This window comes from Mycobacterium sp. Root135, assembly GCF_001426545.1.
Taxonomy (GTDB): domain Bacteria; phylum Actinomycetota; class Actinomycetes; order Mycobacteriales; family Mycobacteriaceae; genus Mycobacterium.
Window position 1 is genome coordinate 702,852 of record NZ_LMEZ01000007.1, and the last position, 25,568, is coordinate 728,419.

Below are 25,568 nucleotides of genomic sequence, written 5' to 3' on the forward strand. Positions count from 1 at the left end.
TAGAACTGCGGTCGGCAGCCTCGCAAGCAGTTCATTCATTACTCGGAGGTTTTTGATCACGATGTGTTGAATCGCTCGGGAATATCCACCCATAATCGAACGAGAGTGGGCGCATTGCTGTCCGATATGGCGGAGCACCCGGGCCGAAAGAACTTCCGATCAATTTCAGGAGAACGCGATGGATGAGGTCGACGAGGCGATCGTGGCACTCCTCGAAGCGGATGGCCGCCTCACGCATCGCGAGATCGCCCGCTCGATGGGGCTGTCCCGGTCCACGGCCGCGACCCGTGTCCAGCGCCTCATCGCCAGCGGGCAAGTGGTGATCCGAGGCGCCGTGCATCCCGCCGTGCTGGGTCGCGGCGCACTGGCCCACGTGAGCGTCTCCGTCCACGGACCCGCCGCCCCGATCGCCGCCGAACTCGCCCGCCGTGACGACGTGCCGTTCCTGTCGTTGACCGGCGGACCGCACGCCCTGGTCGCAGAGATCCGGTCGGCGTCGGCCGGAGACGTCGACGCGGTGGTGTCCGAACTTCGCTCGCTGCCAGGCGTTTCGGGGGTGGACACGCTGATTTACGTCGAGGTGATGAGGGATGTCATCAGCCCCGTCGGCACGGTCAGAACCGAGGTGGACGACACCGACCGTGCGCTGCTCGCCGCCCTGCAGGACGATGGGCGCGCCTCCTACGTCGAACTGGCGGCGAAGGTCGGCCTGTCGGCGGCCGGCGCCAGGAGGCGGGTCGTGCGCCTGCTCGACGCCAGGGTGGTCCGCGTCGGCGCCGTGGTCCGGCATTCCGGCCAGGACCGGCAGAGCGCGCTGGGATTTGGCATCAGGCTGGCCGGCGGCCACGAGGACGTGGTGGCGGCGTTGGCGGCGATGCCGTCGGTCATCTTCGTCGCCCGCACACTTGGCCGCTTCGACCTGCTGGCCACGATGCGGGCCTTTTCTGCGGCGCAGTTGGTCGGGGTGCTCGACGCCGTGCGCGCGTTGCCCGACGTGCGAGCGCTGGAGAGTTGGTCGCACCTCGACGTGGTCAAGGAGAGCTACGCCGCCGGATTCGACGTGGCTTGCGTCGACCACTGACTTCAGAGACTGTCGGTCTCACAACGAGACTGTTAGTCTCGAAAACCGTTCCACGAAAGGGGTGGCGTCATGGTCGGTTCCTTCGTGCCGTCCCGCCAGAATGTCGACGACGAGCCCGCCGCTGCGTCCGCGCGGGCGCGAATCTGGTTGCTGGTGGTGGCCTGCCTCGCCGTGTCGATGGTCATTTCCTCGATGGTGGCACTGAACTCCGCGCTCCCCGACATCGCCGTCGAGACCTCTGCCACCCAGTCCCAGCTGACGTGGGTCGTCGACGGTTACACCCTGGTGCTCGCCTGCTTGCTCCTGCCCGCAGGCGCGTTCGGTGACCGCTATGGGCGTCGCGGCGCACTGCTCATCGGACTCGCCGTGTTCACCATCGCCTCCGTCGCGCCCATCTTCCTCGACGGACCCGTCGAGTTGATCGTCGCCAGGGCGGTCGCCGGTGCGGGCGCGGCCTTCGTCATGCCTGCGACGCTGTCCCTGCTCACCGCTGCCTACCCGAAGTCTGCACGCAACAAGGCAGTTGGCATCTGGGCTGGCGTGGCGGGGTCGGGCGCCGTCCTCGGATTCCTGGTCACCGGTCTCCTACTCGAGTTCTGGTCGTGGCAGTCGATCTTCTGGGCCTTCGCAGGCGCGGGCGCACTGTTGTTCGCCTTGGCGTGCACGGTCTCGTCCTCGCGCGACGACGACGCCGCACCCCTTGATTGGCCGGGAGCGGTGCTGATCGGTGCCGCGGTGGCCGTCTTCGTCTTCGGGGTGATCGAGGCGCCCGCGCGCGGATGGACCCATCCCCTGGCGTGGGGATGCATGGCCGCCGGGGTGGCGTTCGCCGTGGCGTTCGCCGCCGTGGAGCTCCGACGGACCCATCCGTTGCTCGACGTTCGACTCTTTGCCAGGCCGGACTTCGCCACCGGTGCTCTCGGCGTCACGATCCTCTTCTTCGCCAACTTCGGGTTCTTCTTCGTCGTCATCCAGTACGTCCAGTTGGTGCTGGGCTACAGCCCGCTCGGGTCCGCCATGGCATTGGCACCACTCATCGTGCCCATCTTCATCCTCAGCGTCGCCACCGGCTGGTACCTCCCGAAGGTCGGTTTGCGCGTTGCGGTGACGGTCGGCCTCCTTCTGATCGCAGCAGGCCTGCTGTGCCTACGCTTGCTCGACGTCGGGTCGACCTACCTCGACCTGGCGTGGCCCCTGCTGGTGCTGAGCACCGGCGTCGGGTTCTGCACGGCGCCAAACACATCCGCCATCATGGGTGCTGTCCCCGACGAGAAGCAGGGCGTCGCGTCGGCGGTGAACGACGCCACCCGCGAAATTGGTGCCGCCCTCGGCATCGCGGTCGCGGGTTCCATTCTTGCCGGGCGCTACACCGCCGCGCTCGCCCCCGACCTGACCCGGTTCCCCGAGCCCGTGCGGGAGCGCGCGGCCGGTTCACTGGCGGAGGCCTTGGCGGTGGCCGAGCGCATCGGTCCGCAGGGCGGCCCGCTCGCCGAGCTGGCCAAGTCAGCGTTCATCGACGCCATGGCGTCGTCGGTGCTCGTCCTCGCCGTCGTCATCGTGATCGCCGCGGTCTTCGTGGCGTTCTGGGCCCCTGGCAGGGACGGTCGCCAGTCGCGGATCGTGCGCCGCCGGGCCGAGGGCCGGCATCGATCACGCGATGAACTCGGCCGCCCGGTGGCCGATCATGACGATGGTGGCGTGCGGCCCGCGACTGGTGATGTCGGGCAGCACCGACCCGTCGACCACCCATAGCCCCTCAACGCCGCGCACCCGACACTTCTCGTCCAGCGGCGCCTCGCCGTCGCGCCCCATCGGGACCGTCCCGCACAGATGCTGCGACGTCGACCAGAACGAGTCACGGGCCTCGTAGCCCGACCCCGCGAGATCGTGGGCCAGGTCGGCACCGCCCGCCAGGGCCGTGGCGTCCGACACGTAGCCGTCGTAGCGATGTTCGATCAGCGGCGGGACCTCGGCGTCGACGGAGGTCAGGGTCAGTCGACCGCGGGATCGCGGCCGCATCAGCGTCACCCCGAGGTGCGGCCGATCGGCCGGGTCCTCAGTAGAGCCCGTCATTGCGCCAAAACCCGTTGTGTAGCAACGAATCTCCAGACCGTCGGCGGTGGTGAGCAGCACCTCCAGCGGTGGGCGACCCGGCGCGGCGGGCCAGTCGACGGGAAGGACCCATTCGGGATGGTCGACACTGCGCGTGCCCACCGGCAGATCCTGCAGGACGCGGACTCCCGCGGCGGCCAGTTGGGCGGCTGGTCCGATGCCCGACAGCATCAGCAGATGCGCGGACCCGATGGCCCCCGCCGACAGCACCACGCGATCGGCCGTCAAGTCGTCCTCGCCGGTGCACTCCACCCCGACGGCGCGATTGCCGGCGAACCGGATCCGTCGCACTCTGCGGTTGGGCAGGACCATCAGATTGGGGCGGCCCGCGGCCCGCCCGAGGAAGGCCTCCCCCGGGCCCACGCGAGTGCCGCGCTCGATGTTCAGCGGCACCGCACCCACTCCGGGCCGTCCCGCGGCCGGACCGTTGAGGTCGTCGATCCACTCGTAACCGCGACCGCGCGCCGCGTCGACGAAAGCAACTGCCCCCTGCTCGAATTCGGTGATGCGTTGAATCCGCATGGGGCCGTCGGCACCGTGCAGTGGGCCGGCGAAGTCCAGGTCGGTCTCGATGTCCAGGAAGTGTGGCAGCACGTCGTCCCACGACCAGCCGGGGATCCCCCAGCCCTCGAAGTCGGCGGGCAGCCCGCGGCAGAAGTATCCGCCGTTGACCGCTCCCGACCCGCCGACGACCGCCCCGCGCATGATCGACGCGGTCCGCCGCGGCCGGTCGGTCAGCGTGGTCTGGTAGCGCCGGACCACCGAGCTCGCCGCTCCGATCGGGAGGCGCAGCCCGTTGCCGATCTGATCGGTCACCCGCGGATCGGACGCAGAGGGACCCGACTCGACGACCGTCACCCGTCGGGCGGGGTCACGCGAAAGGGTCTCGGCGAGAACACAACCAGCGCTGCCCGCGCCGACGATCAGGACGTCGGAGTGCAAGGGAGATGCTCACGTCCGGATTTGCGGCTTGAGCGCGCCGAGGTGACGCTCGCGCACGACGCCCTGCCACAGGCCAAGCCCGTAGGCGATGTCGTCGAGCCGCCTGAGCAGGACGTAGGAGAACAACCCGACCCGTTTGGAGTCGTCGTCGACGTTGCCGTTCCTGCTCGCCCAGTCGACGACGCCGTCCACGACGGCGGCCACCAGCACCACCTGCCTGCAGCGCCGGAAGCAGACGGCGGCCACCAGGGCGATGGGCCAGTAGTGCCTGCAGATCGCCGACGACAACTGCAGTGCCGCCGACCACAGCCCTTGCGCGGCGACCGCGGCCACTTCCCTCGGTTCGGTGTCGACCGCGCTGAGCACCTTCGCGATCTTGCGGCCCGTGATCGCGGCGACGACCGTCGACGCGACGTAGCCGACTCCCGAGCCCATCGCCAACAGCAGCCACACCAGCAGGGTCCACCCGGACAGCACTAGCGGGGCCGTCTTCCCCGGGTGCCGGACCGCAAGTGGCGCAGCCGAGGAACCATAGAACGCCTTGCGGGCGAACCACTTTCGCAGCGTCGTTCGATGGTCGTGGCCGACTAGGGCGATCGGCTCGTACCGTAGCCGCGCCTTTGCCTCGACGAAGCGCCAGCAGAGGTCGACGTCTTCGCCGGACCTCAACGTCTCGTCGAATCCGCCGACGTTCTCGAGTGCGGTCCGACGGCAGATGATGGCCGCGCTTGGCACGTAGGAGACGGTCCCGTAGGGCACGACGGGGGCTTCCCGCTGGCCCAGGTCGAGCGAGGACCGCACCGCCTCGTAGCGCGCCACCATGTTGTGCGGTTCGTTCAGCGCGACGATCCGCGGCGCCACCAGGGCGACGGCGGGATCGCAGAAGTGCCCGAGAAGCGCCTCGAGCCAGCCGCGGCGCGGGACGACGTCGGAGTCGAGGAACGCGACGAAGTCGGTTTGGCAGACGGCCAGGCCGGCGTTGCGGGCGGCGGCGGGACCCTTGCTGACCGGGTGGCGCAGCACCCGCACGTCGCAGTGCAGGCCCGCGAAGTCGTCCATCCGTACCGGCGGCGACGAGCCGTCGTCGACCACGACGACGCACATGCCGCGCAGCGTCGACACCAGGCGCCTGAGCCCAATCGCGTTGTTCAGCACCGGGATTACGACGGTGACGTCGCGGTGCGACGGGCCGCTCGCCGGGCGGGGGTGGGCAACGGTGGCGTCCAGCAGGGTGCGGGCCAACTGCGCGCTCTGGGCGTCGTGGACCTCGAGGCGACCGCTGCTCAGCATCGTTTGCGCGGCGGGCGCCAAGCGCAGCAGCCGGGTGGGTGAGCCGCCGAGAAGCGCCGATCCCGCTCCGAGCACTCTCACCCGTCTGTCCACCTGCACGGCAAAGCCGTCGGGCAGTCGTGGTTCGGTCACTGCAAGAGCCCCCCGGCACCGGGGGTCCACGCCGCGACGCGGCGGGTGCAGGTGTCGACCATTTCAGCAAAGATACGCGACCCCTCGGCTGCTGATGCCGTGGTGGGGTTGCCAAGGACGCCGACCGAACTGACCGCGGCGACGCCGCCGTCACGAAGGCGGGGCATGAGCTCCGCCAACGGCCTCTCGTTACCCGCGACCCACTCCTGGGTGTGCACCAGCTCGGGCGAAATATGTAGCAATACAGACGTTTCGGTGTGACCGGCATGCGCGTCGGCGCCGGGGACGCTGCACGCGCACCACGCGACGTCGCGGCCTTCGCTGCGGAGCAGGGTGACGGCTGCGGCAACCGCGGCGACGTTGCCACCGTGCCCGTTGACGAAGACCAGCCGGGAGGCCCAGTCGCACGCCGACCGACCGTATTCGACCAGCAGGAGCTGGAGCGCAGCGGTGCCGATCGAGACCGTTCCGGGAAATCCCTGATGCTCGCCGCTGGCGCCGTAGCCGATCGCGGGCGCCAGCATCCATGGGTCGGCAAGTTGCTCGGCAATCCTGCGGGCGACCGCCGACGCGATCCGGGTGTCGGTGTCAACGGGCAGGTGTGGCCCATGCTGCTCGGTCGAGCCTAGAGGAATGATCAATGCGGGTGACAGTTCGTGGAGCTGCCTCGCCGTTGAGATCCCAAGCTCGTTGGGGAAAGCCACCCGCCGATCGTAGGCCGAATTCACCTGGTGTGCGCCGGATGTTGGGGTTTGCGCGGCATGAGATTCAGACGATTTTGGTCCCGGGGATGGTCGGGCCATCACGTCCGCCTCGTCAGCACCGCCCGCCCCACCGGGACCAGCGGCGAGGCTTAGGCGTTCTCGGCGGTGGGCATGCCAAGCGCGCGGGTGAAGCCCGCCGGGACCAGCACGTCGTCGGCAGTCAGATCGTGGATGGACGCCTTGCCGAGTCCCATCAGCGCGGAGTCGATGCCGCTGCGCATGATGTCGAGCACGTTCTCGACGCCAGGCTGCCCCTCGGCCGCGAGGCCCCACAGGTAGGCGCGACCGAGCATCACGGCGCGCGCTCCGAGCGCGAGAGCCTTGACGACGTCGCTGCCGCGGCGGATGCCGCCGTCGAGGAGCACCTCGACCTGGTCGCCGACCGATGCGGCGATCGCCGGAAGTGCGCGGATCGACGCGGGCGTTCCGTCGAGGTTGTTGCCACCGTGGTTGGACACCGAGATTGCCGAGACACCTGCGTCGACAGCGCGTTTCGCGTCGTCGACTCGCATGACGCCCTTCAGCATCACCGGACCGCCCCACAGGTCGACCAGCCAGGCGATGTCCTCCCACGTCGGAGGCGGCGTGCCCATCCACTCTCCGTAGGCGGAGAAGAACGGCGGCCCGGCTTCGCCCGCGTTGCCCTGGTTGGGTACGCGAAGGTTCGGCGGGCGCATGGTCTTGGCCCACTGCAGCAACCAGCTCGGCCGGGTCAACCCCTCCGGCATCATCCGGACGGTGGTGCGGAGGTTCATCTCCTCCGGGATCACCGGGCTGCCCCAGTCGCGGCCGTGCGAGAAGCTCCAGTCGGTGGTGACGATGATTCCGACCGCGCCTGCCGCCCTGGCCCGTTCCACCCGGGCGGCGATGGCTTCGCGACCGCCCAGCCAGTAGACCTGGAAGAAGAGCTTGGGGTTGGCGGCGATCACGTCTTCGATGGGCTTGCTTGCAAACGACGACAGCCCCATCGCGGTCCCGCGTGCCGCGGCAGCCCGCGCAACGGCGACCTCACCGTCGGGGTGGACGGCCTGCACACCTGTCGGGGAGATCATCACCGGCAGTGAGATCTCTTGTCCCATCACAGTTGTCGCCAGATCACGCTTCTCGATCGCACCGATCACGTGCGGGGCGAAGCCGATCTCACCGAAGGCGTCGACGTTGTCGGCAACGGTGATGCCGCGCTCACTGGCGGCGATCAGCGAGCTGTAGACGGACTTCGGCAGTCGCTTCTTCGCGCGCTGCTGCGCGATGGCGACGGTTTCGAACCAGATGTCACGGGCCATGATTTATACGGGGCTTTCGTTGCAGAACTTCTTGGGCGGGAGCTTGAGGAGCTTCAGCGGAATCGGACCCTTGCGACCGCCGGAACGGGAATGGTCCCCGCTGGGCTTCGGCTTGTCCCGCTCCAGGGCGAGGGCTGGTTCGCCGTAACCCTGGACGCATTCCGGGTCGGGCCCGTCGAGCGGCAGGCCGGTGAAGAACTTGGCGGCCATACAGCCTCCGCGGCAGCCGTCGTAGTGGTCGCAGCTGCCGCAGGCACCGGCGGACTGCGGTTCGCGCAGCTCGCGGAACAGCTTCGAGTTCTGCCACACGTTCTTGAAACCGCTGTCCGCGAGGATGTTTCCGGCGAGGAACCGGTCGTGGATGGCGAACGGGCAGGCGTAGACATCGCCGACGGGATCGATCAGGCACACCACGCGTCCGGCGCCGCACAGGTTGAGGCCGGCGAGAGCGCCGGGCTGTCCGAGCCCCGAAAGGTGGAAGAAGGAGTCGCCGGTGAGGATGCCGTCACCGCGGGCCACCAGCCAGTCGTACAGCTGGACCTGCTGGGCTGCGGTCGGGTGCAGTTCGTCCCAGACGTCGGCGCCGCGGCCCGACGGCCGCAGTCGGGTGATGCGCAGAGTGGCGCCGTAGCTGTCGGCCAGCGCCTTGAACTCGTCGAGCTGGCCGACGTTGTGTCGGGTGACGACGACGGAGATCTTCGCGTCGCGAAAACCGGCCTCCGACAGGTTCTCCAGCGCCCGGATCGCCATGGCGAAGGACCCTGGTCCACGCACGGCGTCGTTGACCTCGGCGGTGGCGCCGTCCAGCGAAATCTGGACGTCGACGTAGTCACTGGCGGCGAGCTTGGCCGCGACGGCCTTGTCGATCCGCACCCCGTTGGTGGAGAACTTCACGCCGACGTGATGCTCGGTGGCGTAGTCGACCAGCTCCCAGAAGTCCGACCGCACGGTCGGCTCGCCGCCGCCGATGTTCACGTAGAACACCTGCATGCGTTCGAGCTCGTCGATGACGTCCTTGCACTGTTGGGTGCTCAGCTCGCGCGGATCGCGCTTGCCAGAAGAGGACAGGCAGTGCACGCAGGACAGGTTGCACGCGTAGGTCAGTTCCCACGTCAGGCAGATCGGCGCGTCCAACCCGTGCTCGAACTGCTCGACCAACTTCGGAACCGGTGCTGGGGAAAGAGTCGTAGTCATGCGCGATCCCGCTTCGCTTCTCGCTTGTAGGTCATGTGTTCTCCTCGCGGACCAGCATCTTGGATGTGACAAGCACGCCGAGGGCGTGAAGGTAGGGCGCCAGCGCGGCGTCGTCGATCCCTGCCGCGCGGCAGGCCGACCTAGCGTCGGGGTGAGCGTCGAGGGAGTTGACGACCTCGACGATCTTGGTGTTCTTCAGGAACGAAAGCTTGCGCGTGCCAAAGTGATACAGCAACGCACCGAACGGTTCGGGCCGCACCGCCACCTGGGGGTGCAGCCGCCAGCGGACGTCGGGGTCGAACACCGGTACGTCCGCTGGGGCCTCCGAAGAAGCGGCCACCGTCAGTAGACGCCGCACATGCCGTCGATCGAGACCTCTTCGACGAGGCTCTCGGTGACGAGTTCGGATTCGGCCTCGGTCTGCTGAGTCGGCTCCATGGTTTCGCCCTTTCGATGGGTGGGGGTCTCGACAAATGTGATCGAGATCGCAAGAATATGGCATCGAGTGCCGAAACGGAAGGGCGGATCTCGATGAGTCGTCAACCCGCGGCCAGAGTGGGCAGACGTCGGTCCACCACCGGCGACCACATCACCAACGTGGCCCTCGAATTGTTCGCCAGTCGTGGCTTCGACGAGGTCAGCGTCGACGACGTCGCCCGCGCCGCGGGGATCGCCCGCCGCACCCTCTTCCGCTACTACCCGTCGAAGAACGCCATCCCGTGGGGCGACTTCGACGCACACCTCGACCACATGCGGGCATTGCTCGGCGACGTCCCCACCGACGCACCGATCACCGCCGCGTTGCGCTCAGCCCTGTTGGCGTTCAACAGCTTCGACGACGCGGAGACAGCCCATCACCGTCAGCGCATGCGCGTCATCCTGGAGACCGACGCCCTTCAAGCCCATTCGATGACGATGTACGCGGGCTGGCGGGCCGTCGTCGCGGACTTCGTCGCCGAGCGGCTCGGACTCGATCCCGGCGACCTCATCCCCCAGACCACGGCGTGGTCGATGCTCGGGGTCGCCCTCTCGGCCTACGGGCACTGGCTCGCCGACGAGTCGGTCTCGCTGCCGTGGTCACTCGGCGAGGCGTTCGACACCGTCAGCGCCGGCCTCGCCGCACTCGACCCCTAGCCCCCCTCGCGATTTGTGTGCGTTCGGGAGCGCTCACCGCTCCTGAAGCTCCACAAATCGCGGGAATGGGCGTCGGAGTTCGGGCCGCAACGGCGACGATGAGGGTGTGAGAGCCGAATCGCACTCCCAAGACGCGCCCCGGGCGCTGCTTGCGCTGTACGACGAGGCCCTGCCCGCCGTCTACGGGTACTTCATCCGACGCTGCGGTGACCGCGGCGCCGCCGAGGACCTGACGTCGGAGACGTTTCTCGCGGCGATGGACGCCGCGAGACGCGACTCGCCACCGCCCATGACGGTCGCGTGGCTGATCGGCGTCGCCCGCCACAAGCTCGCCGATTACTACCGGCGACGGCACGACCGGTTCACCGTCCCGGTGGCCGACCTGCCCGAGCCCGTCGACCCCACCGACGACTGGGACGCCGAACTCGACCGCATCGTGGCAGAGAGCGTGCTGGCCAGGCTTCCCGAACACCATCGGGTGGTGCTGACCCTGCGCTATCTCGACGACCGGTCGGTGCCCGAGTGCGCCGAACTGATCGGCCGCACGGTGCACGCCACGGAAGCGCTGTTGGTGCGGGCCCGCCGCGCGTTCAGAACCCACTACCCGGAAGGAGGAACGCCGTGAACGGTGAACGGAACAGCCACGATCCGTTGAGCGTGCTGCGCGGCGACGACCTTCCGGTGGCGCCAGATCCGGCATTCGCGGCACGGCTGCGGGAGCGTCTGGAATCGGCGCTGTCCCTGCCCAATCGAACCGAAGGAGTCACCATGAGCGGCACCGATACCGCCATCGCCGAGTTGAACGCGACCACCGTCGCCCCAGCGGCCCCCCGGCCCGCGGCACTTCCCTACCTCGCCGTCGCAGGCGCCAGGGAGGCGATCGCGTGGTACGCCGACGCGTTCGGCGCCGTCCTGGTGGGCGATCCGATCGTGATGGACGACGGCCGGGTCGGCCACGCCGAACTGTCGATCGCCGGTGGCACGTTGTACCTGGCCGACGAGTTCCCCGAGATTGGCCTGAAAGCGCCTGCCCCGCAAGCTGTCTCGGTGAGCCTGATGCTGCACGTCGCCGACACCGACGCCGCGCTGGAGCGGGCACGCGAACACGGCGCCGACGTCGTGCGCGAGGTCTACGAAGGCTACGGCTCCCGCGGTGCCACCGTCGTCGACCCGTTCGGCCATCGGTGGATGCTGAGCGGGCCGGTCGCCGGGGCGGTCAGCCCGATCCGCCACGGCGACATCGGCTACGTGTCGGTGTGGACCGACGATCCGGAGCGATCGGCGGCGTTCTACGGTCACGTGCTGGGCTGGCGCTGCGACCCCACGTCGCACCGGGTGACCAACACCGATCAGCCCATCGGCATCGTCGCCATGCCCGGTTCGCCGACGTTGTTCTGCTGCTACGCGGTGACCGACGTGGCGGCGGCGCGGGAGGCGATCCTCGACGAGGGCGGCGAGGCCGGCGAGATCTCGCAGACCCCGCACGGCCCCACCGTCGACGCCACCGACCCGGCTGGCACGGCCTTCGCGGTGTATCAACCCACCGGCAGGGACCCACGGCCCGCACTCAATGGCACTGGGCCGGGCGAACTTTCGTACGTCACCTTCATGGCCACCGACTCGGCGACCTTCCGTCGGTTTTACGGACGCGTACTTGGCTGGACCTTCGAGCCGGGACGCATCGACGACGGGTGGGAGCCCAGGTCGGTGCATCCGATGGCGGGCGTCGCCGGCGGGAACGCCGAGCCGGTGACCGTGCCGATGTGGACCGTCAACGACGTCGAATCCGCGGTGCAGCGGGTTCGGGAGGCCGGCGGCACCGTGATCGAGGAGCCGTCGGCGCAGTCCTACGGCAGCTCGGCTCTGTGTGCCGACGACCAAGGCGTGCGCTTCTACCTCGGCCAGCACTAGCCCACTCGCGTCTTGGGCGAAATCGCTAGAGGACGTCGGCGATGGGGGCGCCAGCGGCGATCTTGGCGCGGGCCTTCATCACCTTGCCCGGCATGCCGCCGCCCACCACGCCGACGACCGCGCCGTCACGCTCGTAGTAGGCCAGGAACTTGCGGCCGTCGTCGGCGACGAGGTGCACGACGTCGTCGGCCTCCGGCTCGCCGAGGCACTGGATCTTGACGTCGTACTGGTCGCTCCAGAAGTAGGGCACCGTCACCGCAGAAGTGGCGTCGACGCCGAGCATCGCGGGAACGATGACCCGCGCTTGTTCGGCGACGTTGCTCCAATGCTCAACGCGCACTTGATCACCAAGGGCGTCACGCCAGGAGGCGACGTCGCCGATGGCCCACACGTTCGGCGCGCTGGTGCGGCCTGCGACGTCGCAGACCACGCCGTTGTCGACCGCGACGCCACTACCCTCGAGCCAATCGGTCGACGGCCGCGACCCGACGCCGACCACGACGATGTCGGCGTCCAGTTCGGTGCCGTCCGACAGCACGACCTTCTCGACGTGGCCGGTGCCCTTGATCTCGGTGACGCCGACGCCGCAGCGCACGTCCACGCCCTCGGCCCGGTGCAGCCGCGCGACCAGCTGGCCGATCTGCTCGCCGAGCACCGAGGCCAACGGCGTGGGCTGTGGTTCGACGAGCGCGACGGCGACGCCAAGTGAGCGCAGGCTCGCGGCGACCTCGCACCCGATGAACCCGGCTCCGATGACGACGGCGTTGCGTGCCGTGCCTGCGTGCTCGCGTAGTGCCAAGCTTTCCCCGAGTGTCCGCAGCACGCGGACGCCTTCGAGGTCGGGGAAGGACGGAATCCGCTTGGGTACCAGTCCCGTTGCGATCACGAGTTCGTCGTAGGACACCACCTCGCCGTTGGCGAGTGTCAGCGTCTGCGCGGTGGTGTCCAGGCTCGTCGCGGCTGATCCGAGCAGGACGGTGATGTCCTTCTCCTCGTAGAACTCGGCGGGCTTGAGCGTGACGTCGTCGGTCTCGGCGCGCAGCACTTCCTTGGACAGCGGTGGCCGGTCGTAGGGCAGGTGGTCCTCGTCGCTGATGAGCGTGATGGGGCCGGTGTACTCGGCACGGCGCAGTTGCTCGGCAGTGCGCGACGCGGCGAGTCCCCCACCGACGATGACGATGCCGCCAGATGTAGTCACGGGGCTTTTCTTACACGATGGGGCCGGTCCGCAGTGCATCACCCATGGCGGGGGACGGTCAGACGGGCGCCCGCTCGATGATGTTGGACAGCACGACGATGCTTTCGCTGCGCTCGATGTCGGCGCTTGCCCTGATGCGTTCGAGCGCTTCCTCGAGGTGGCGCATGTCGCGTGCGAGCACGTGCAGGATGGCGTCGGCGGTGCCCGTCACGGTGGCTGCGCTCACCACTTCTGGGATGCCGATCCACGCCTTTCGCAGTTCCGCGGGTGCGATCGTGCCGTGGCAGAACACCTGCACGTAAGCCTCGGTGTTCCAACCGATTGCGTTGCGGTCGACGACGGTGGTGAAGCTGCGGATGACCCCGTCGTCGAGCATCCGGTCGACGCGTCGTTTCACCGCGGGCGCGGACAGATTCACCCGCTGCCCAATCTCCGCGAAGGTGGCGCGCGCATGGTCGGCCAACTCGGCGAGAATGCGTTCATCGGTCTGGTCCAGACGGTCCACGGTGCCTCGTTTCCGATCGTGAACAACAAATCGTCACAATCCTAGCTTTTCAACAACGAAGTGTGCACCAATACGCAATGAGTGGCGATTGATTGCGTGCGGACCGCCCCATATCGTTTGTTTCATGACGATTGCAGATATCGCCGGTTCCCCGGCGTCCGATGTCGCCGCCGCGACGCACCGAGTCCGCACGCCTAGCCTCCGCCGATACGCCATGACGGCGCCGACGTTCTTCACCGTCGAGTACGCCATCAACCCGTGGATGGACACCTCCACCCCCGTCGACGCCGCGCTTGCCGTGCGGCAATGGGAGCAGCTGCTTTCGATCTACCGCACGCTCGGGCACACCGTCGAGATGGTCGAGCCCGTCGCCGGCCTCCCCGACATGGTCTACGCCGCCAACGGCGGACTGGTCGTCGACGGCACGGCGATCGTCGCCCGGTTCGCCTACCCGCAGCGCGCCGGCGAGGCCGCGGCCTACGCCGAGTGGATGAGCAGTCGCGGATTCGAGCCGCACCACACCCGCCACGTCAACGAGGGCCAGGGTGACCTTCTGGTGGTCGGCTCGACGATATTGGCGGGCTACGGTTTTCGCACCGATGTGCGGGCCCACGCCGAGGTGGCCGAGCTCACCGGCCTGCCCGTCGTCAGCCTGGAGTTGGTCGACCCGCGCTTCTACCACCTCGACACCGCACTGGCGGTCCTCGACGACACCACCGTTGCCTACTACCCTCCCGCCTTCAGCGACGCCGCGAGGGCGCAGTTGCAACGACTGTTCCCCGACGCCGTCGAGGTCGGGTCGGCCGACGCCTACGTCCTCGGCCTCAACGTCGTCTCCGACGGCAAGCACGTGGTGCTTCCCGCCAACGCCACCGGATTCGCCGCCCAGATCGCCGAACTCGGCTTCGAACCGATCGGCGTCGACCTGTCCGAATTGTTCAAGGGCGGCGGATCCGTCAAATGCTGCACGCTGGAGGTGTACTCGTGACCATTCTGGACACCGTCATGACCGAACCCGGAGATCTCAGCCAGGCGGCGATCGCGCTCGACGACCGCTACGCGGCGCACAACTACTCGCCGCTGCCCGTCGTCGCCGCGTCCGCCGAGGGCGCCTGGATCACCGACGTCGAGGGCCGCCGCTACCTGGATTGCCTGGCCGCCTATTCGGCGGTCAACTTCGGCCACCGCAACCCCGAGGTGATCGCCACCGCTCACGCCCAACTCGACGCCGTCACCCTGGTCAGCCGGGCCTTCCACTCCGACCGGCTCGGCCCGTTCTGCGCTGCGCTCGCCGAACTGTGCGGCAAGGACATGGTGCTGCCGATGAACAGTGGCGCCGAGGCCGTCGAGAGCGGTATCAAGGTCGCCCGCAAGTGGGGTACCGACGTCAAGGGCGTCGCCACCGACCAATCCAACATCATCGTGGCGCACAACAACTTCCACGGCCGCACCACGACCATCATCAGCTTCTCCGACGACGAGACGGCACGCCGCGGCTTCGGACCGTACACACCGGGATTCCGCGCCGTGCCCTTCGGGGACGTCGACGCCATGGCCGCCGCGATCGACGAGAACACCGTCGGCGTTCTGTTGGAGCCCATCCAGGGCGAGGCGGGCATCATCGTGCCTGCCGACGACTACCTGCCGCGGGTGCGCGCGCTGTGCACCGAACGCAACGTCCTGATGATCGCCGACGAGATCCAGGCCGGTCTCGCCCGCACCGGTCGGACGTTCGCGTGCGACCACTGGGGCGTCGTGCCCGACGTCTACCTCCTTGGCAAGGCGCTCGGCGGCGGTGTCGTCGCGCTGTCGGCGGTGGTGGCCAACCGCGACGTGCTCGGCGTGCTGCACCCCGGTGAGCACGGATCGACGTTCGGCGGCAATCCGTTGGCCGCGGCCATCGGCACCACCGTGGTCTCGATGTTGCAGCGCGGCGAATATCAGGTTCGCTCAGCCGAACTCGGAGAGCACCTGCATACTCGGCTGCGCGGACTCATCGGCCACGGTGTCCTCGCCGTCCGCGGAATGGGCCTGTGGGCGGGCGTCGACGTCGACCCGCGGATCGGCACCGGTAAGCACGTCAGCTTGCGCTTGGCCGCGCGCGGTGTTCTCGTAAAGGACACGCACGGTTCCACCCTGAGGTTTGCCCCGCCCATCGTCATCACCGAAGAGGAGATCGACTGGGCCGTCGACCAGTTCGCCGCCGTACTGACCGACGCCCTCGCATCACGAACGACCGCCACCGTTTGACCCTGCCGAGGAGGCCCCATGGCATCACCTTCACCAACGGTCAGCTTGACCGAACAGATGCTGCGGCGCCGCCCGATCATGGGTGCCCCCGTCGCGCATGGCGCCGCCCAGGAACTCAAACGCACCATCGGCGTGTTCCAGCTGACGATGTTCGGCGTGGGCGCCACAGTCGGCACCGGCATCTTCTTCGTCCTGTCGGAGGCGGTCCCCGAGGCGGGACCCGCGGTGCTCCTGTCCTTCGTGCTGGCCGGTATCGCGGCCGGCCTTGCCGCCATCTGCTACGCCGAAATGGCGTCGGCGGTACCGGTTTCCGGGTCGACGTACTCCTACGCCTATACGACGCTCGGTGAGTTCGTCGCGATGGGCGTGGCGGCCTGCCTGCTACTCGAGTACGGGGTGTCGACCGCGGCGGTTGCCGTCGGGTGGAGCCAGTACCTCAACAAGTTGTTGCAGAACCTCTTCGGCGTCAGCCTGCCGCACGCGATCACGGCGGCACCGTGGGACGACGACCCCGGGATCGTCAACCTGCCGGCCATCGTGCTCGTGGTGATGTGCATGCTGCTGCTCATCCGGGGCGCCTCGGAGTCGGCCAAGGCCAACACCGTCATGGTGCTGATCAAACTCGGCGTGCTGGCGATGTTCTCCGTCATCGCGTTCACCGGCTTCACCACCAACCACTTCGCCGACTTCGCCCCGATGGGCGGCGCGGCCGTCGGCCTCGCGGCGGGCACCATCTTCTTCTCCTACATCGGCCTCGACGCCGTGTCGACGGCGGGCGACGAGGTCAAGGATCCGCAGAAGACCATGCCGCGGGCCATCATCGCCGCTCTGCTGATCGTCACCGGCATCTACCTCTTGGTGACGTTCGCCGCGCTCGGCGCGCAGGACTGGACGGGTTTCGAGGGCCAGGAGGCGGGGCTGGCGCAGATCCTCGACGACGTCACCGGACTGAGTTTCTGGAGCACCGTCCTCGCGGCCGGCGCGGTCATCTCGATCTTCTCGGTCACCCTCGTGACGATGTACGGCCAGACCCGCATCCTGTTCGCCATGGGCCGCGACGGGCTGCTGCCGTCGATGTTCGCCAAGGTCAACCCGAAGAGCATGACGCCGGTGAACAACACCATCGTCGTGGCGATCGTGGTGTCGATCCTGGCCGGCTTCATCCCCTTGGACAAGCTCGCCGACATGGTGTCGATCGGCACCCTGACGGCATTCATCGTGGTGTCCCTCGGCGTGATCATCCTGCGCCGCCGCGAGCCCGATCTGCCGCGCGGGTTCAAGGTGCCGCTGTACCCGGTGACGCCGATCCTCTCGATCCTGGCGTGCGGCTACATCCTGTACAGCCTGCATTGGTACACGTGGATTGCGTTCAGCGCCTGGGTGTTGGTCGTCTGGGCGTACTACCTGCTGTGGGGCCGGCACCACAGTGCGCTCAACGACGGTGGTGACGGCGTCATCGCCTCGGCGGCACCGGGGGTGGACGACGTGGACGTCGTGGGTCCGAGGGACAAGGACGTTCCATGACTTCCCAGCGAGAAGCGAAGCGGGATCGCGCATGACTGTCATCGTCGGCTACCTCGCCGGAAAGGCCGGGACGTCCGCGCTGAATCTCGGTGTGGAGGCGGCCAGGACGCTCAAGACGTCACTGTCGGTCGTCACCGTGGTGCCCAAGCCGTGGACCACGCCGTCGCCCGCGCGCGTCGACGCCGAGTACGCGCAGTACGCCGACAAGCTGGCCGCCGATTCGGCGACACAGGCCAAACAGTGCGTCGCCGCGCTCGACGACACGCTTGAGGTCAGCTTCCACAAGTATGCGCACCGGTCTGCGCCCGGCGGACTGCTGCAGGCGGTCGGGGACCTGAAAGCCGAAGCGCTGGTGCTGGGTTCGGCGTCGGACGGCAGCCTCGGCCAGGTCGTGGTGGGGTCGACGGCGGACCGCTTGCTGCATTCGTCGCCGGTGCCGTTGGCGATCTGTCCGCGCGGCTACCGCGGCTCCAAGTCGCACGGGTTGACCCGCATCACCGCGGCGTACCCCGGCACCGCCGATTCGTTGCACGTGGTCGAGCGCTGCGCGACACTTGCCGAGCAGCTTCAGATTCCGTTGCGCGTCATCACCTTTGCGGTACGGGGTCGCACGATGTATCCGCCGGAGGTGGGGCTCGACGCCGAGACGTCGATCCTGCAGTCTTGGGCGTTGGCGTCGCGAGAGGCGTTGGCGGCGTTGAAGACCAATGGCATCGTCGGCGACGACGTCCAACTTCAGGTGGCCACCGGCAACGGCTGGGATCAGGCGTTGGACGCACCGGACTGGGACGACGGCGATCTACTCGCCATCGGCACGTCGCCGCAGGGTCCGATCGCCCGGGTGTTCCTGGGGTCCAAGGGCACGAAGATCGTGCGGCACAGTCCGGTTCCGGTGCTGGTACTGCCGAACTAGTACTTCATGGTCCCTCGGTCTACCGCGATCTGCGATCCGGAGATCGTCGCGGACGCGTCGCTCGCCAACCAGGTCACCACGTCCGAAACCTCTTCGGCCGTCATGAATTCCTGAAGCCCCTTCTTGCCCTCGTGGTTGACGGGGTGGAACGGCATCGGCGAGAAGCTGTGGATGTAGGTCGGGTACTTGCCGAAGATTTCCATCATGGCGTCGGGCTCCACCATCGGGGTGTCGATGGAGTACGGGTGGATCGAGTTCACCCGGATGCCGTACTCCCCCACCTCGAGTGCCAGGGAGTTCGTGATGGCGACGAGGCCGTGCTTGGACGCCGCGTAGTGACTGTTGCCGGGGGTGGCCTTCAGCCCCGCCGACGAGCTGACGACGATGATCGATCCGCCGTTGCCCGCCTCGATCATGGCGGGCACGGTCGCACGCAGGGTGCGCCAGGTGCCGTTCAGGTTGACGTCGATGACGGTGTCCCACTGGTCTTCCGACATCTCGAACATCCGGCCCCAGCTGAGTACGCCGGCGTTGGCCACCACGACGTCGAGCCGGCCGAACTGTTCGATCGTGTCGGCGACCAACTGCTGCTGGGCGGCGAGGTCCCGGATGTCGACCTCACGGGCCAGCACCTTGCGGCCGGTCGCCTCGACGGCGCTGGCGGTCTCGGCCAGCTCCTCGGAGGTGGCGGCTGGGTAGGTGATGGTGTCGGAGACGGGTCCGCACACGTCGACGGCGACGATGTCGGCACCCTCGTTGGCCAGTCGGATGGCGTGGGCGCGGCCCTGCCCCCGTGCCGCTCCGGTCACGAATGCGACGCGTCCCTCGAGTGTTGCAGCCATCAACCGCCCTTTCGTCGACCATTTCCGGTGCCACGAGCAGGCTAGCAGCCAAACTGGAACGTGTTCTAGAAGTGGTCAGAGTTCGGAGATGATCTGCTGCCGTTTGGCGGTGTACTCGGAGTCGGAGATGGTGCCCATGGCACGCAGGGTCTCCAGTTCCTGCAGGCGCTGAGCGGTCGAGGGTCCAGCGGGAGCGGGCATGGGTGGCGGAACGTACGGTGCCGCCGGGTCGACGGTCGGCGCCGCCATGTGGGCGGCCGGGGGAACCCGTTGCGCTGCCGCCCTCCTCACCACGTTCATCACCTGCTGGCGGACCGCCGGGTTGGAGCGGATGTCGATGGTGCCGTCCATCGCCACCCCGTTGGCCTTCAGGATCTGCATGATCTCCATGAGCGGCCCCGCCTGCCCGGACAGGTCGTACATCCGGTCGCCGTCCTCGGCAAGGGTGAACTGAGCGGGCATCATGCCGCCGACCAAAGCGCTTCTATTCCAGTCGATTTGGTACTGATTGGTGGCGGGGTCGACGAGCACCACCAACTTCCTGCCGGTGATCAGCGGCAGCCGCGTCACCGAGGCGATCACCTTGTCCCGGACGTCGAATGGGGTCAGGCCGGGTCCCTCGACGTGAAGCCCAATCGTCACCAGCGGTTGGTCGTTGATCCGGGTGCCGGTTTCGCCGATGGCAGTCACCTGGGCCAGCGCCAAAACCCCGTTGGCCTCCAACATTTGGGTCTTCGCGGCGGTTTTGGCGCCGTAGTTGGCCAGCGCGATGGCGACGAGGACGTCGACCGCGGTGATCAGCAGACCGGTCCAGAACATCCATCGCATGGAGTCGGCGAACATGCCCTGGCCGACGGTGAAGTACACCCCGAGGAAGATCGGGCCGACGATTCCGCCGCACAGCAGCACCATCAGCTGCGCCTTCACGTATCGACCCAACATTGCCACGCTCCTTCTCAGCTGGCCGTTTTGCAGGTCAGACTAGCCCTCGGAGGACAATTCCGGAATCTCCACGATGAGGAAGGAGAAGTTGTCGTGGGCGCCGTTGCGACGGGTGGTCTCGATGATCGTCGCGGCGACGTCGTCGAGGTCGGGTTGCTTGACGGCCTCCCGCAGTTCCTCGGGTGACATCACCCCGCTCACACCGTCGGAGCACAGCAGGTACGTGCCCGCCTCGAGAGGACGCACCTCGAGGTGCGGTTGCACCGGGGGGAACTGGCCGAGGGACTGCGTGATGATGTTGGTCGGCCTGCCGTTGGTGTCGAACACCGAGTCGTCGATCGAAATCTGTGCCAGGACACCGTCGGTGATCGAGAACACCGGGCTGTCACCGACGTTGAAGATCACCAGGCCCTCGTCGAGCAGGCACAGCCCGGCCACCGTCGTACCGAGGCCCTGCAGGTCGGCGTCGACGCCCACGGCGCGTACCTGCTCGCTGGTCTCGACGAGGGTGTCGGCGATGTTCGCCGGGGTCTGCCAGTCCACCGATCGTTCCGAGATCACGGTCAGCGCCACCCGACTGGCGAGGTCGCCACCGGCGTGGCCGCCCATCCCGTCGGCCACGGCGCACGTGAACGGCGCGGTGGGCGCGAAATCCATTGTGACGAGCGATCCTTCGCGCGTCTGACTGAGCCACCCGGCAACCAGGATGGCGTCTTCGTTGCGCTTGCGCACCAGACCAAGATCGGTGAACGCACGCACGTTGATCACGGACAACCCGCACCACCCTTTTCGTTTGACCAGCTCAGTCCGCTCATCGTGCCAGATCGTGGCGGAATCGCAGCCCATGCCACGACTTCCGGGCGAGCGAAGCGACGGGAAGGGCGGCTGGGCACGGGCCAGTGTGTGAATACGAAAGCGGCGCCCACCCTTTCGGGTGAGCGCCGCCTTGCGACTAGATCAGATCACTTAGAGGATCCCCGTAGGCGGAGCCTACTTAATGATCTTGGTAACGCGTCCTGCGCCGACGGTCTTGCCGCCCTCGCGGATCGCGAAACGCAGACCCTCATCCATGGCGACCGGCTGGATCAGCTTCACGCCGATGTCGACGTTGTCGCCGGGCATGACGATGTCGGTGCCCTCGGGGAGGGTGACGACGCCGGTCACGTCCGTGGTGCGGAAGTAGAACTGCGGACGGTAGTTCGACAGGAACGGCTTGTGACGGCCGCCTTCTTCCTTGGACAGGATGTAGACGCTGCCCTCGAACTCGGTGTGCGGCGTGGTGGTGCCGGGCTTGACCACGACCTGGCCACGCTCGACGTCTTCACGCTTGACACCACGGACCAGCAGGCCGACGTTGTCGCCCGCCATGCCCTGGTCCAGCAGCTTGCGGAACATCTCGACGCCGGTGACGGTGGTCTTGGTGACCGTCGGCTTGATGCCGACGATCTCGACCTCTTCGTTGACGTTGATCACGCCACGCTCGACGCGACCGGTGACGACGGTGCCACGACCGGTGATCGTGAAGACGTCCTCGACGGGCATGAGGAACGGCTTCTCGGTCTCACGAACCGGGTCCGGGATGGACTCGTCGACGGCTTCCATGAGCTTCTCGACGGACTCGACCCACTTCGGGTCGCCTTCGAGGGCCTTGAGAGCCGAGACCTGGATGACCGGGGCTTCCTCGTCGAAGTCCTGGGCGGCCAGCAGTTCGCGGACCTCCATTTCGACGAGCTCGAGGAGCTCCTCGTCTTCGACCATGTCGGCCTTGTTCAGCGCGACCAGGATGTACGGCACGCCGACCTGACGAGCGAGCAGCACGTGCTCCTTCGTCTGGGGCATGGGGCCGTCGGTCGCGGCGACCACGAGGATCGCTCCGTCCATCTGGGCGGCACCGGTGATCATGTTCTTGATGTAGTCAGCGTGGCCGGGAGCGTCAACGTGTGCGTAGTGACGCTTCTCGGTCTGGTACTCAACATGCGAGATGTTGATCGTGATGCCACGCTCGCGCTCTTCGGGTGCATTGTCGATCTGATCGAATGCACGCGACTCGTTCAACGTCGGGTACTTGTCGTGCAGAACCTTGGTGATTGCTGCCGTCAACGTGGTCTTGCCGTGGTCAACGTGACCGATGGTCCCGATGTTGACGTGCGGCTTCGTCCGCTCGAACTTCGCCTTCGCCACTTCTGTGTCCTCCTGGACTTCGATGATGCTTGTTTAAAGTTGGGTCTGTTTTCAATTGTGTGGTCCGCCGCGAGGCTACCGGTTGTTGCCAAGTGGCTACTGGCCGGTGGCCTTCGCGATGATCTCCTTCGACACGTTCGCCGGAACTTCGGCGTAGGAGTCGAACACCATGGAGTAGTTCGCCCGGCCCTGAGTCTTCGACCGGAGGTCTCCGACGTAGCCGAACATTTCGGACAGCGGCACCGTCGCCCGCACTACGCGGGCACCGCTGCGCTCCTCCATGGCTTGAATCTGACCACGGCGGGAGTTCAAGTCGCCAATCACTTCACCCATGTAATCCTCCGGGGTGGTGACCTCGACGGCCATGACGGGCTCGAGAATCGTCGGCTGTGCTTGCGCCGCAGCCTTCTTGAGCACCTGGGAGCCGGCGATCTTGAACGCCATTTCCGAGGAGTCCACGTCGTGGTAGGCACCGTCGAGCAGGATCAGCTTGACGTTCACCAGCGGGTAGCCGGCGAGCACGCCGTACTGCATCGCGTCCTGCGCACCGGCATCCACCGAGGGGATGTACTCGCGCGGAATGCGTCCGCCGCTGACCTTGTTCTCGAACTCGTAGGTCGCGCCGTCTTCGCCGGTGAACGGCTCGATGCTGACGAGAACCTTCGCGAACTGGCCGGAGCCACCGGTCTGCTTCTTGTGCGTGAACTCGACCTTGTCGACGGCGCGCTTGATGGTCTCCTTGTAGGCGACCTGCGGCTTGCCGACGTTGGCCTCGACCTTGAACTCGCGACGCATGCGGTCGACGAGGATGTCGAGGTGGAGCTCGCCCATGCCACCGATGATGGTCTGGCCGGTCTCGTGGTCCTGGTTGACCTTGAACGTCGGGTCTTCCTCGGCCAGCTTCTGAATGGCCAGGGACAGCTTCTCCTGGTCACTCTTCGTCTTGGGCTCGATGGCGACCTGGATCACCGGATCCGGGAACGTCATCGACTCGAGGACGACCTGGTGCTGCGGATCGGACAAGGTGTCACCGGTGGTGGTGTCCTTGAGGCCGATCACGGCGTAGATGTGGCCGGCAGCGGCAGTCTCGACCGGGTTCTCCTTGTTGGAGTGCATCTGGAAGAGCTTGCCCAGACGTTCCTTCTTGCCCTTGGTCGCGTTGATGACCTGGGCGCCGGAGTCGACCTTGCCGGAGTACACCCGGACGTAGGTGAGCTTGCCGAAGAACGGGTGCGTCGCAACCTTGAACGCCAGCGCCGAGAACGGCTCGCTGGTGGACGGCTTGCGCGTGACCAGTTCCTCTTCCTTGCCAGGAATGTGGCCCGTCACGGACTCGACGTCCAGGGGCGACGGCAGGTAGTCGATGACGGCGTCGAGCATGGGCTGGACGCCCTTGTTCTTGAACGCACTGCCACACAGCACCGGGTAGATCTCGGAGTTGACGACCATCTTGCGGATCGCACCCTTGATCTCGGCGACCGTGAGGTCTTCGCCACCGAAGTACTTTTCCAGCAGCGCTTCGTCGGTCTCTGCGACCGTCTCGAGCAGCTTGGTGCGGTACTCGCCGGCCTGCTCCTGGAGCTCTTCGGGGATCTCGATAGTCTCGTAGGTCTCACCGAGCTTGGTCTCGCCACGCCACACCTTGGCGTTCATCTCGACCAGGTCGACGATGCCCTCGAAGCCACCCTCGGAACCGATGGGGAGCTGGATCGGCAGCGCGCGGGCGCCGAGGCGCTCCTCGATGGTGCGGACGGTGAAGTAGAAGTCCGCGCCGATCTTGTCCATCTTGTTGACGAAGCAGATGCGCGGCACGTCGTACTTGTCGGCCTGACGCCACACCTGCTCGGACTGCGGCTCAACACCCTCTTTGCCGTCGAAGACGGCGACGGCGCCGTCGAGGACGCGGAGCGAACGCTCCACCTCGACGGTGAAGTCGACGTGCCCGGGGGTGTCGATGATGTTGATCTGGTTGCCATCCCAGAAGCAGGTGGTAGCGGCCGAGGTGATGGTGATACCCCGCTCCTGCTCCTGCTCCATCCAGTCCATCGTGGCGGCACCGTCGTGCACCTCACCGATCTTGTAGCTGATACCGGTGTAGTAGAGGATGCGCTCGGTCGTCGTCGTCTTACCGGCATCGATGTGCGCCATGATGCCGATATTGCGGACCTTGGTGAGGTCGGTGAGCACGTCCTGTGCCACGGCGTCTTCCCACTCTTTCTTGCTTGTTGGTTGTTGGTGTTCGACCGACGAGGGGCTAGCGCCCGCCGCCGGTGGCGATCACCAGCGGTAGTGCGCGAATGCCCGGTTTGCTTCGGCCATCTTGTGGGTGTCCTCGCGTCGCTTGACGGCGGCACCCAGGCCATTGCTCGCGTCGAGCAATTCGTTGGCCAGACGTTCGACCATCGTCTTCTCGCGGCGCTGCTTGGAGAAGCTCACCAGCCAGCGCAGGGCCAGCGTGGTGGACCGCTCGGGGCGGACCTCGACGGGCACCTGGTAGGTGGCGCCACCAACGCGACGGCTGCGGACCTCGAGGGCCGGCTTCACGTTGTCGAGTGCGCGCTTGAGGGTGACGACCGGGTCGGTGCCGGTCTTGTCACGAGCCTGTTCGAGCGCTCCATAGACAATGCGTTCTGCGAGGGATTTCTTCCCGTCCAGCAGAACCTTGTTGACGAGCTGCGTGACCAGCTGCGAACCGTAGACCGGATCGTTGACCAGCGGCCGCTTGGGTGCGGGCCCCTTGCGCGGCATTAGCTCTTCTCCTTCTTGGCGCCGTAGCGGCTCCGTGCCTGCTTGCGGCTCTTGACACCCTGGGTGTCGAGCGAACCGCGGATGATCTTGTAGCGCACACCGGGAAGGTCCTTCACACGGCCTCCACGAACCAGCACCATCGAGTGCTCCTGAAGGTTGTGGCCTTCGCCTGGGATGTAGGCGGTGACCTCAACCCCGGTGGTCAGCTTGACGCGCGCGACCTTTCGAAGTGCCGAGTTCGGCTTCTTCGGGGTGGTCGTGTAGACGCGGGTGCAGACGCCGCGGCGCTGCGGGCTGCCCTTGAGGGCCGCGGTCTTGACCTTGGCGATCTTGTCCCGGCGACCCTTGCGGACCAGCTGGTTGATGGTTGGCATGTACCGGCTTCCTGTGTTGCTTCGTGTAACTGCTCTGCTGTGGCTAGGTCATTCTCAAGACTGTGTACTGCGGTTACGCCCTGCCGTGCTACCCCGCGGCCGGGTGTGTCGCACACGCTCGCGCACCGAATTCTCGTCGATGCGTCGTGGACATGCGAATTTGCCCGACGTGCAGGCTCGCTTGCAGGCGTCACAGCCCCAAGCGCCCTAACGGCCAGGCACGATCGACCACGATACCTGTTCGCGAG

25 protein-coding genes are annotated in these 25,568 nt (G+C 67.1%); 9 read left to right on the plus strand and 16 right to left on the minus strand.

All coding sequences use genetic code 11. From position 1 onward, the window contains the following. Positions 1 to 178 precede the first annotated feature (178 nt). Positions 179 to 1,081, plus strand: coding sequence for an Lrp/AsnC family transcriptional regulator (locus ASD37_RS23585; protein WP_056557284.1), 903 nt, complete (start codon positions 179 to 181; stop codon positions 1,079 to 1,081). Between the two features lie 69 nt (positions 1,082 to 1,150). Next, entirely contained in the window at positions 1,151 to 2,833 is a 1,683-nt protein-coding gene (locus tag ASD37_RS23590) for an MFS transporter (protein WP_056557285.1), read from the plus strand. Here ASD37_RS23590 and mftG read toward each other — a convergent pair. The 7 genes from mftG to mftA form a co-directional block, all read right to left on the minus strand. Further along, positions 2,732 to 4,135, minus strand: coding sequence for a mycofactocin system GMC family oxidoreductase MftG (gene mftG, locus ASD37_RS31150; RefSeq protein ID WP_082570353.1), 1,404 nt, complete (start codon positions 4,133 to 4,135; stop codon positions 2,732 to 2,734). The two genes, ASD37_RS23590 and mftG, sit on opposite strands and share 102 nt — an antisense overlap. Positions 4,136 to 4,144: 9 nt before the next feature. Then, positions 4,145 to 5,557: a mycofactocin biosynthesis glycosyltransferase MftF gene (mftF, locus tag ASD37_RS23600; RefSeq protein WP_056557587.1), complete on the minus strand. Its 1,413-nt coding sequence runs from the start codon at positions 5,555 to 5,557 to the stop codon at positions 4,145 to 4,147. Then, a complete protein-coding gene (gene mftE, locus ASD37_RS23605) occupies positions 5,554 to 6,285 on the minus strand; it encodes a mycofactocin biosynthesis peptidyl-dipeptidase MftE (protein WP_056557292.1) in 732 nt (243 codons plus the stop codon). Before mftE ends, mftF begins: the two co-directional genes overlap by 4 nt. A gap of 125 nt (positions 6,286 to 6,410) precedes the next feature. Then, positions 6,411 to 7,604: a pre-mycofactocin synthase MftD gene (gene mftD, locus ASD37_RS23610; RefSeq protein ID WP_056557295.1), complete on the minus strand. Its 1,194-nt coding sequence runs from the start codon at positions 7,602 to 7,604 to the stop codon at positions 6,411 to 6,413. Positions 7,605 to 7,607: 3 nt separating this feature from the next. After that, complete coding sequence (gene mftC, locus ASD37_RS23615) at positions 7,608 to 8,798, minus strand: mycofactocin radical SAM maturase (protein WP_056557298.1); 1,191 nt, start codon at positions 8,796 to 8,798, stop codon at positions 7,608 to 7,610. A 31-nt stretch (positions 8,799 to 8,829) separates the two neighbouring features. Then, positions 8,830 to 9,156 carry a mycofactocin biosynthesis chaperone MftB gene (gene mftB, locus ASD37_RS23620; RefSeq protein ID WP_056557300.1) on the minus strand — a complete coding sequence of 109 codons (327 nt, stop codon included), beginning with the start codon at positions 9,154 to 9,156 and terminating at the stop codon, positions 8,830 to 8,832. Then, complete coding sequence (gene mftA / locus ASD37_RS23625) at positions 9,141 to 9,236, minus strand: mycofactocin precursor MftA (RefSeq protein WP_056557303.1); 96 nt, start codon at positions 9,234 to 9,236, stop codon at positions 9,141 to 9,143. The genes mftB and mftA overlap by 16 nt, the downstream gene beginning before the upstream one ends. A gap of 93 nt (positions 9,237 to 9,329) precedes the next feature. Here mftA and mftR point away from each other — a divergent pair, with 93 nt between their 5' ends. From mftR to ASD37_RS23640, 3 genes are all read left to right on the plus strand, one after another. After that, positions 9,330 to 9,932 carry a mycofactocin system transcriptional regulator gene (gene mftR, locus ASD37_RS23630; RefSeq protein WP_056557589.1) on the plus strand — a complete coding sequence of 201 codons (603 nt, stop codon included), beginning with the start codon at positions 9,330 to 9,332 and terminating at the stop codon, positions 9,930 to 9,932. Between the two features lie 106 nt (positions 9,933 to 10,038). Continuing rightward, positions 10,039 to 10,557 carry an RNA polymerase sigma factor gene (locus ASD37_RS23635; protein WP_056557306.1) on the plus strand — a complete coding sequence of 173 codons (519 nt, stop codon included), beginning with the start codon at positions 10,039 to 10,041 and terminating at the stop codon, positions 10,555 to 10,557. Further along, the gene (locus ASD37_RS23640) at positions 10,554 to 11,843 is read left to right on the plus strand and encodes a VOC family protein (RefSeq protein WP_056557309.1); all 1,290 of its coding nucleotides are present in this window, start codon (positions 10,554 to 10,556) and stop codon (positions 11,841 to 11,843) included. The genes ASD37_RS23635 and ASD37_RS23640 overlap by 4 nt, the downstream gene beginning before the upstream one ends. A gap of 25 nt (positions 11,844 to 11,868) precedes the next feature. On the opposite strand, the gene ASD37_RS23645 is transcribed toward ASD37_RS23640, so the two are convergent. Both ASD37_RS23645 and ASD37_RS23650 read right to left on the minus strand, forming a co-directional pair. Continuing rightward, a complete protein-coding gene (locus tag ASD37_RS23645) occupies positions 11,869 to 13,080 on the minus strand; it encodes an NAD(P)/FAD-dependent oxidoreductase (protein ID WP_056557591.1) in 1,212 nt (403 codons plus the stop codon). 19 nt (positions 13,081 to 13,099) lie between these two features. After that, positions 13,100 to 13,546, minus strand: a complete 447-nt coding sequence (locus ASD37_RS23650) for an Lrp/AsnC family transcriptional regulator (RefSeq protein ID WP_056557311.1) — start codon at positions 13,544 to 13,546, stop codon at positions 13,100 to 13,102. A 124-nt stretch (positions 13,547 to 13,670) separates the two neighbouring features. Here ASD37_RS23650 and ddaH point away from each other — a divergent pair, with 124 nt between their 5' ends. Genes ddaH through ASD37_RS23670 form a run of 4 tightly spaced genes read left to right on the plus strand, consistent with a single transcriptional unit; the run spans position 13,671 to position 18,233 of the window. Beyond that, positions 13,671 to 14,534, plus strand: a complete 864-nt coding sequence (ddaH, locus tag ASD37_RS23655; RefSeq protein ID WP_056557313.1) for a dimethylargininase — start codon at positions 13,671 to 13,673, stop codon at positions 14,532 to 14,534. A gap of 17 nt (positions 14,535 to 14,551) precedes the next feature. Then, positions 14,552 to 15,796: an ornithine--oxo-acid transaminase gene (rocD, locus tag ASD37_RS23660; protein ID WP_162253309.1), complete on the plus strand. Its 1,245-nt coding sequence runs from the start codon at positions 14,552 to 14,554 to the stop codon at positions 15,794 to 15,796. 18 nt (positions 15,797 to 15,814) lie between these two features. Continuing rightward, positions 15,815 to 17,320: an amino acid permease gene (locus ASD37_RS23665; protein ID WP_056557317.1), complete on the plus strand. Its 1,506-nt coding sequence runs from the start codon at positions 15,815 to 15,817 to the stop codon at positions 17,318 to 17,320. Between the two features lie 31 nt (positions 17,321 to 17,351). After that, positions 17,352 to 18,233, plus strand: coding sequence for a universal stress protein (locus ASD37_RS23670; protein ID WP_056557319.1), 882 nt, complete (start codon positions 17,352 to 17,354; stop codon positions 18,231 to 18,233). On the opposite strand, the gene ASD37_RS23675 is transcribed toward ASD37_RS23670, so the two are convergent. The 7 genes from ASD37_RS23675 to rpsL form a co-directional block, all read right to left on the minus strand. Then, positions 18,230 to 19,075: a mycofactocin-coupled SDR family oxidoreductase gene (locus ASD37_RS23675; protein WP_056557322.1), complete on the minus strand. Its 846-nt coding sequence runs from the start codon at positions 19,073 to 19,075 to the stop codon at positions 18,230 to 18,232. The two genes, ASD37_RS23670 and ASD37_RS23675, sit on opposite strands and share 4 nt — an antisense overlap. 75 nt (positions 19,076 to 19,150) lie before the next feature. Beyond that, positions 19,151 to 20,017: an SHOCT domain-containing protein gene (locus tag ASD37_RS23680; RefSeq protein WP_056557325.1), complete on the minus strand. Its 867-nt coding sequence runs from the start codon at positions 20,015 to 20,017 to the stop codon at positions 19,151 to 19,153. Between the two features lie 39 nt (positions 20,018 to 20,056). After that, the gene (locus ASD37_RS23685; protein ID WP_056557328.1) at positions 20,057 to 20,785 is read right to left on the minus strand and encodes a PP2C family serine/threonine-protein phosphatase; all 729 of its coding nucleotides are present in this window, start codon (positions 20,783 to 20,785) and stop codon (positions 20,057 to 20,059) included. Positions 20,786 to 21,007: 222 nt separating this feature from the next. Next, a complete protein-coding gene (tuf, locus tag ASD37_RS23690; protein ID WP_056557330.1) occupies positions 21,008 to 22,198 on the minus strand; it encodes an elongation factor Tu in 1,191 nt (396 codons plus the stop codon). 96 nt (positions 22,199 to 22,294) lie between these two features. Beyond that, entirely contained in the window at positions 22,295 to 24,397 is a 2,103-nt protein-coding gene (gene fusA / locus ASD37_RS23695) for an elongation factor G (RefSeq protein ID WP_056557331.1), read from the minus strand. Positions 24,398 to 24,475: 78 nt separating this feature from the next. Continuing rightward, complete coding sequence (gene rpsG, locus ASD37_RS23700; protein WP_056557334.1) at positions 24,476 to 24,946, minus strand: 30S ribosomal protein S7; 471 nt, start codon at positions 24,944 to 24,946, stop codon at positions 24,476 to 24,478. Beyond that, complete coding sequence (gene rpsL / locus ASD37_RS23705; protein WP_056557336.1) at positions 24,946 to 25,320, minus strand: 30S ribosomal protein S12; 375 nt, start codon at positions 25,318 to 25,320, stop codon at positions 24,946 to 24,948. Before rpsL ends, rpsG begins: the two co-directional genes overlap by 1 nt. Between the last annotated feature and the right edge of the window lie 248 nt (positions 25,321 to 25,568).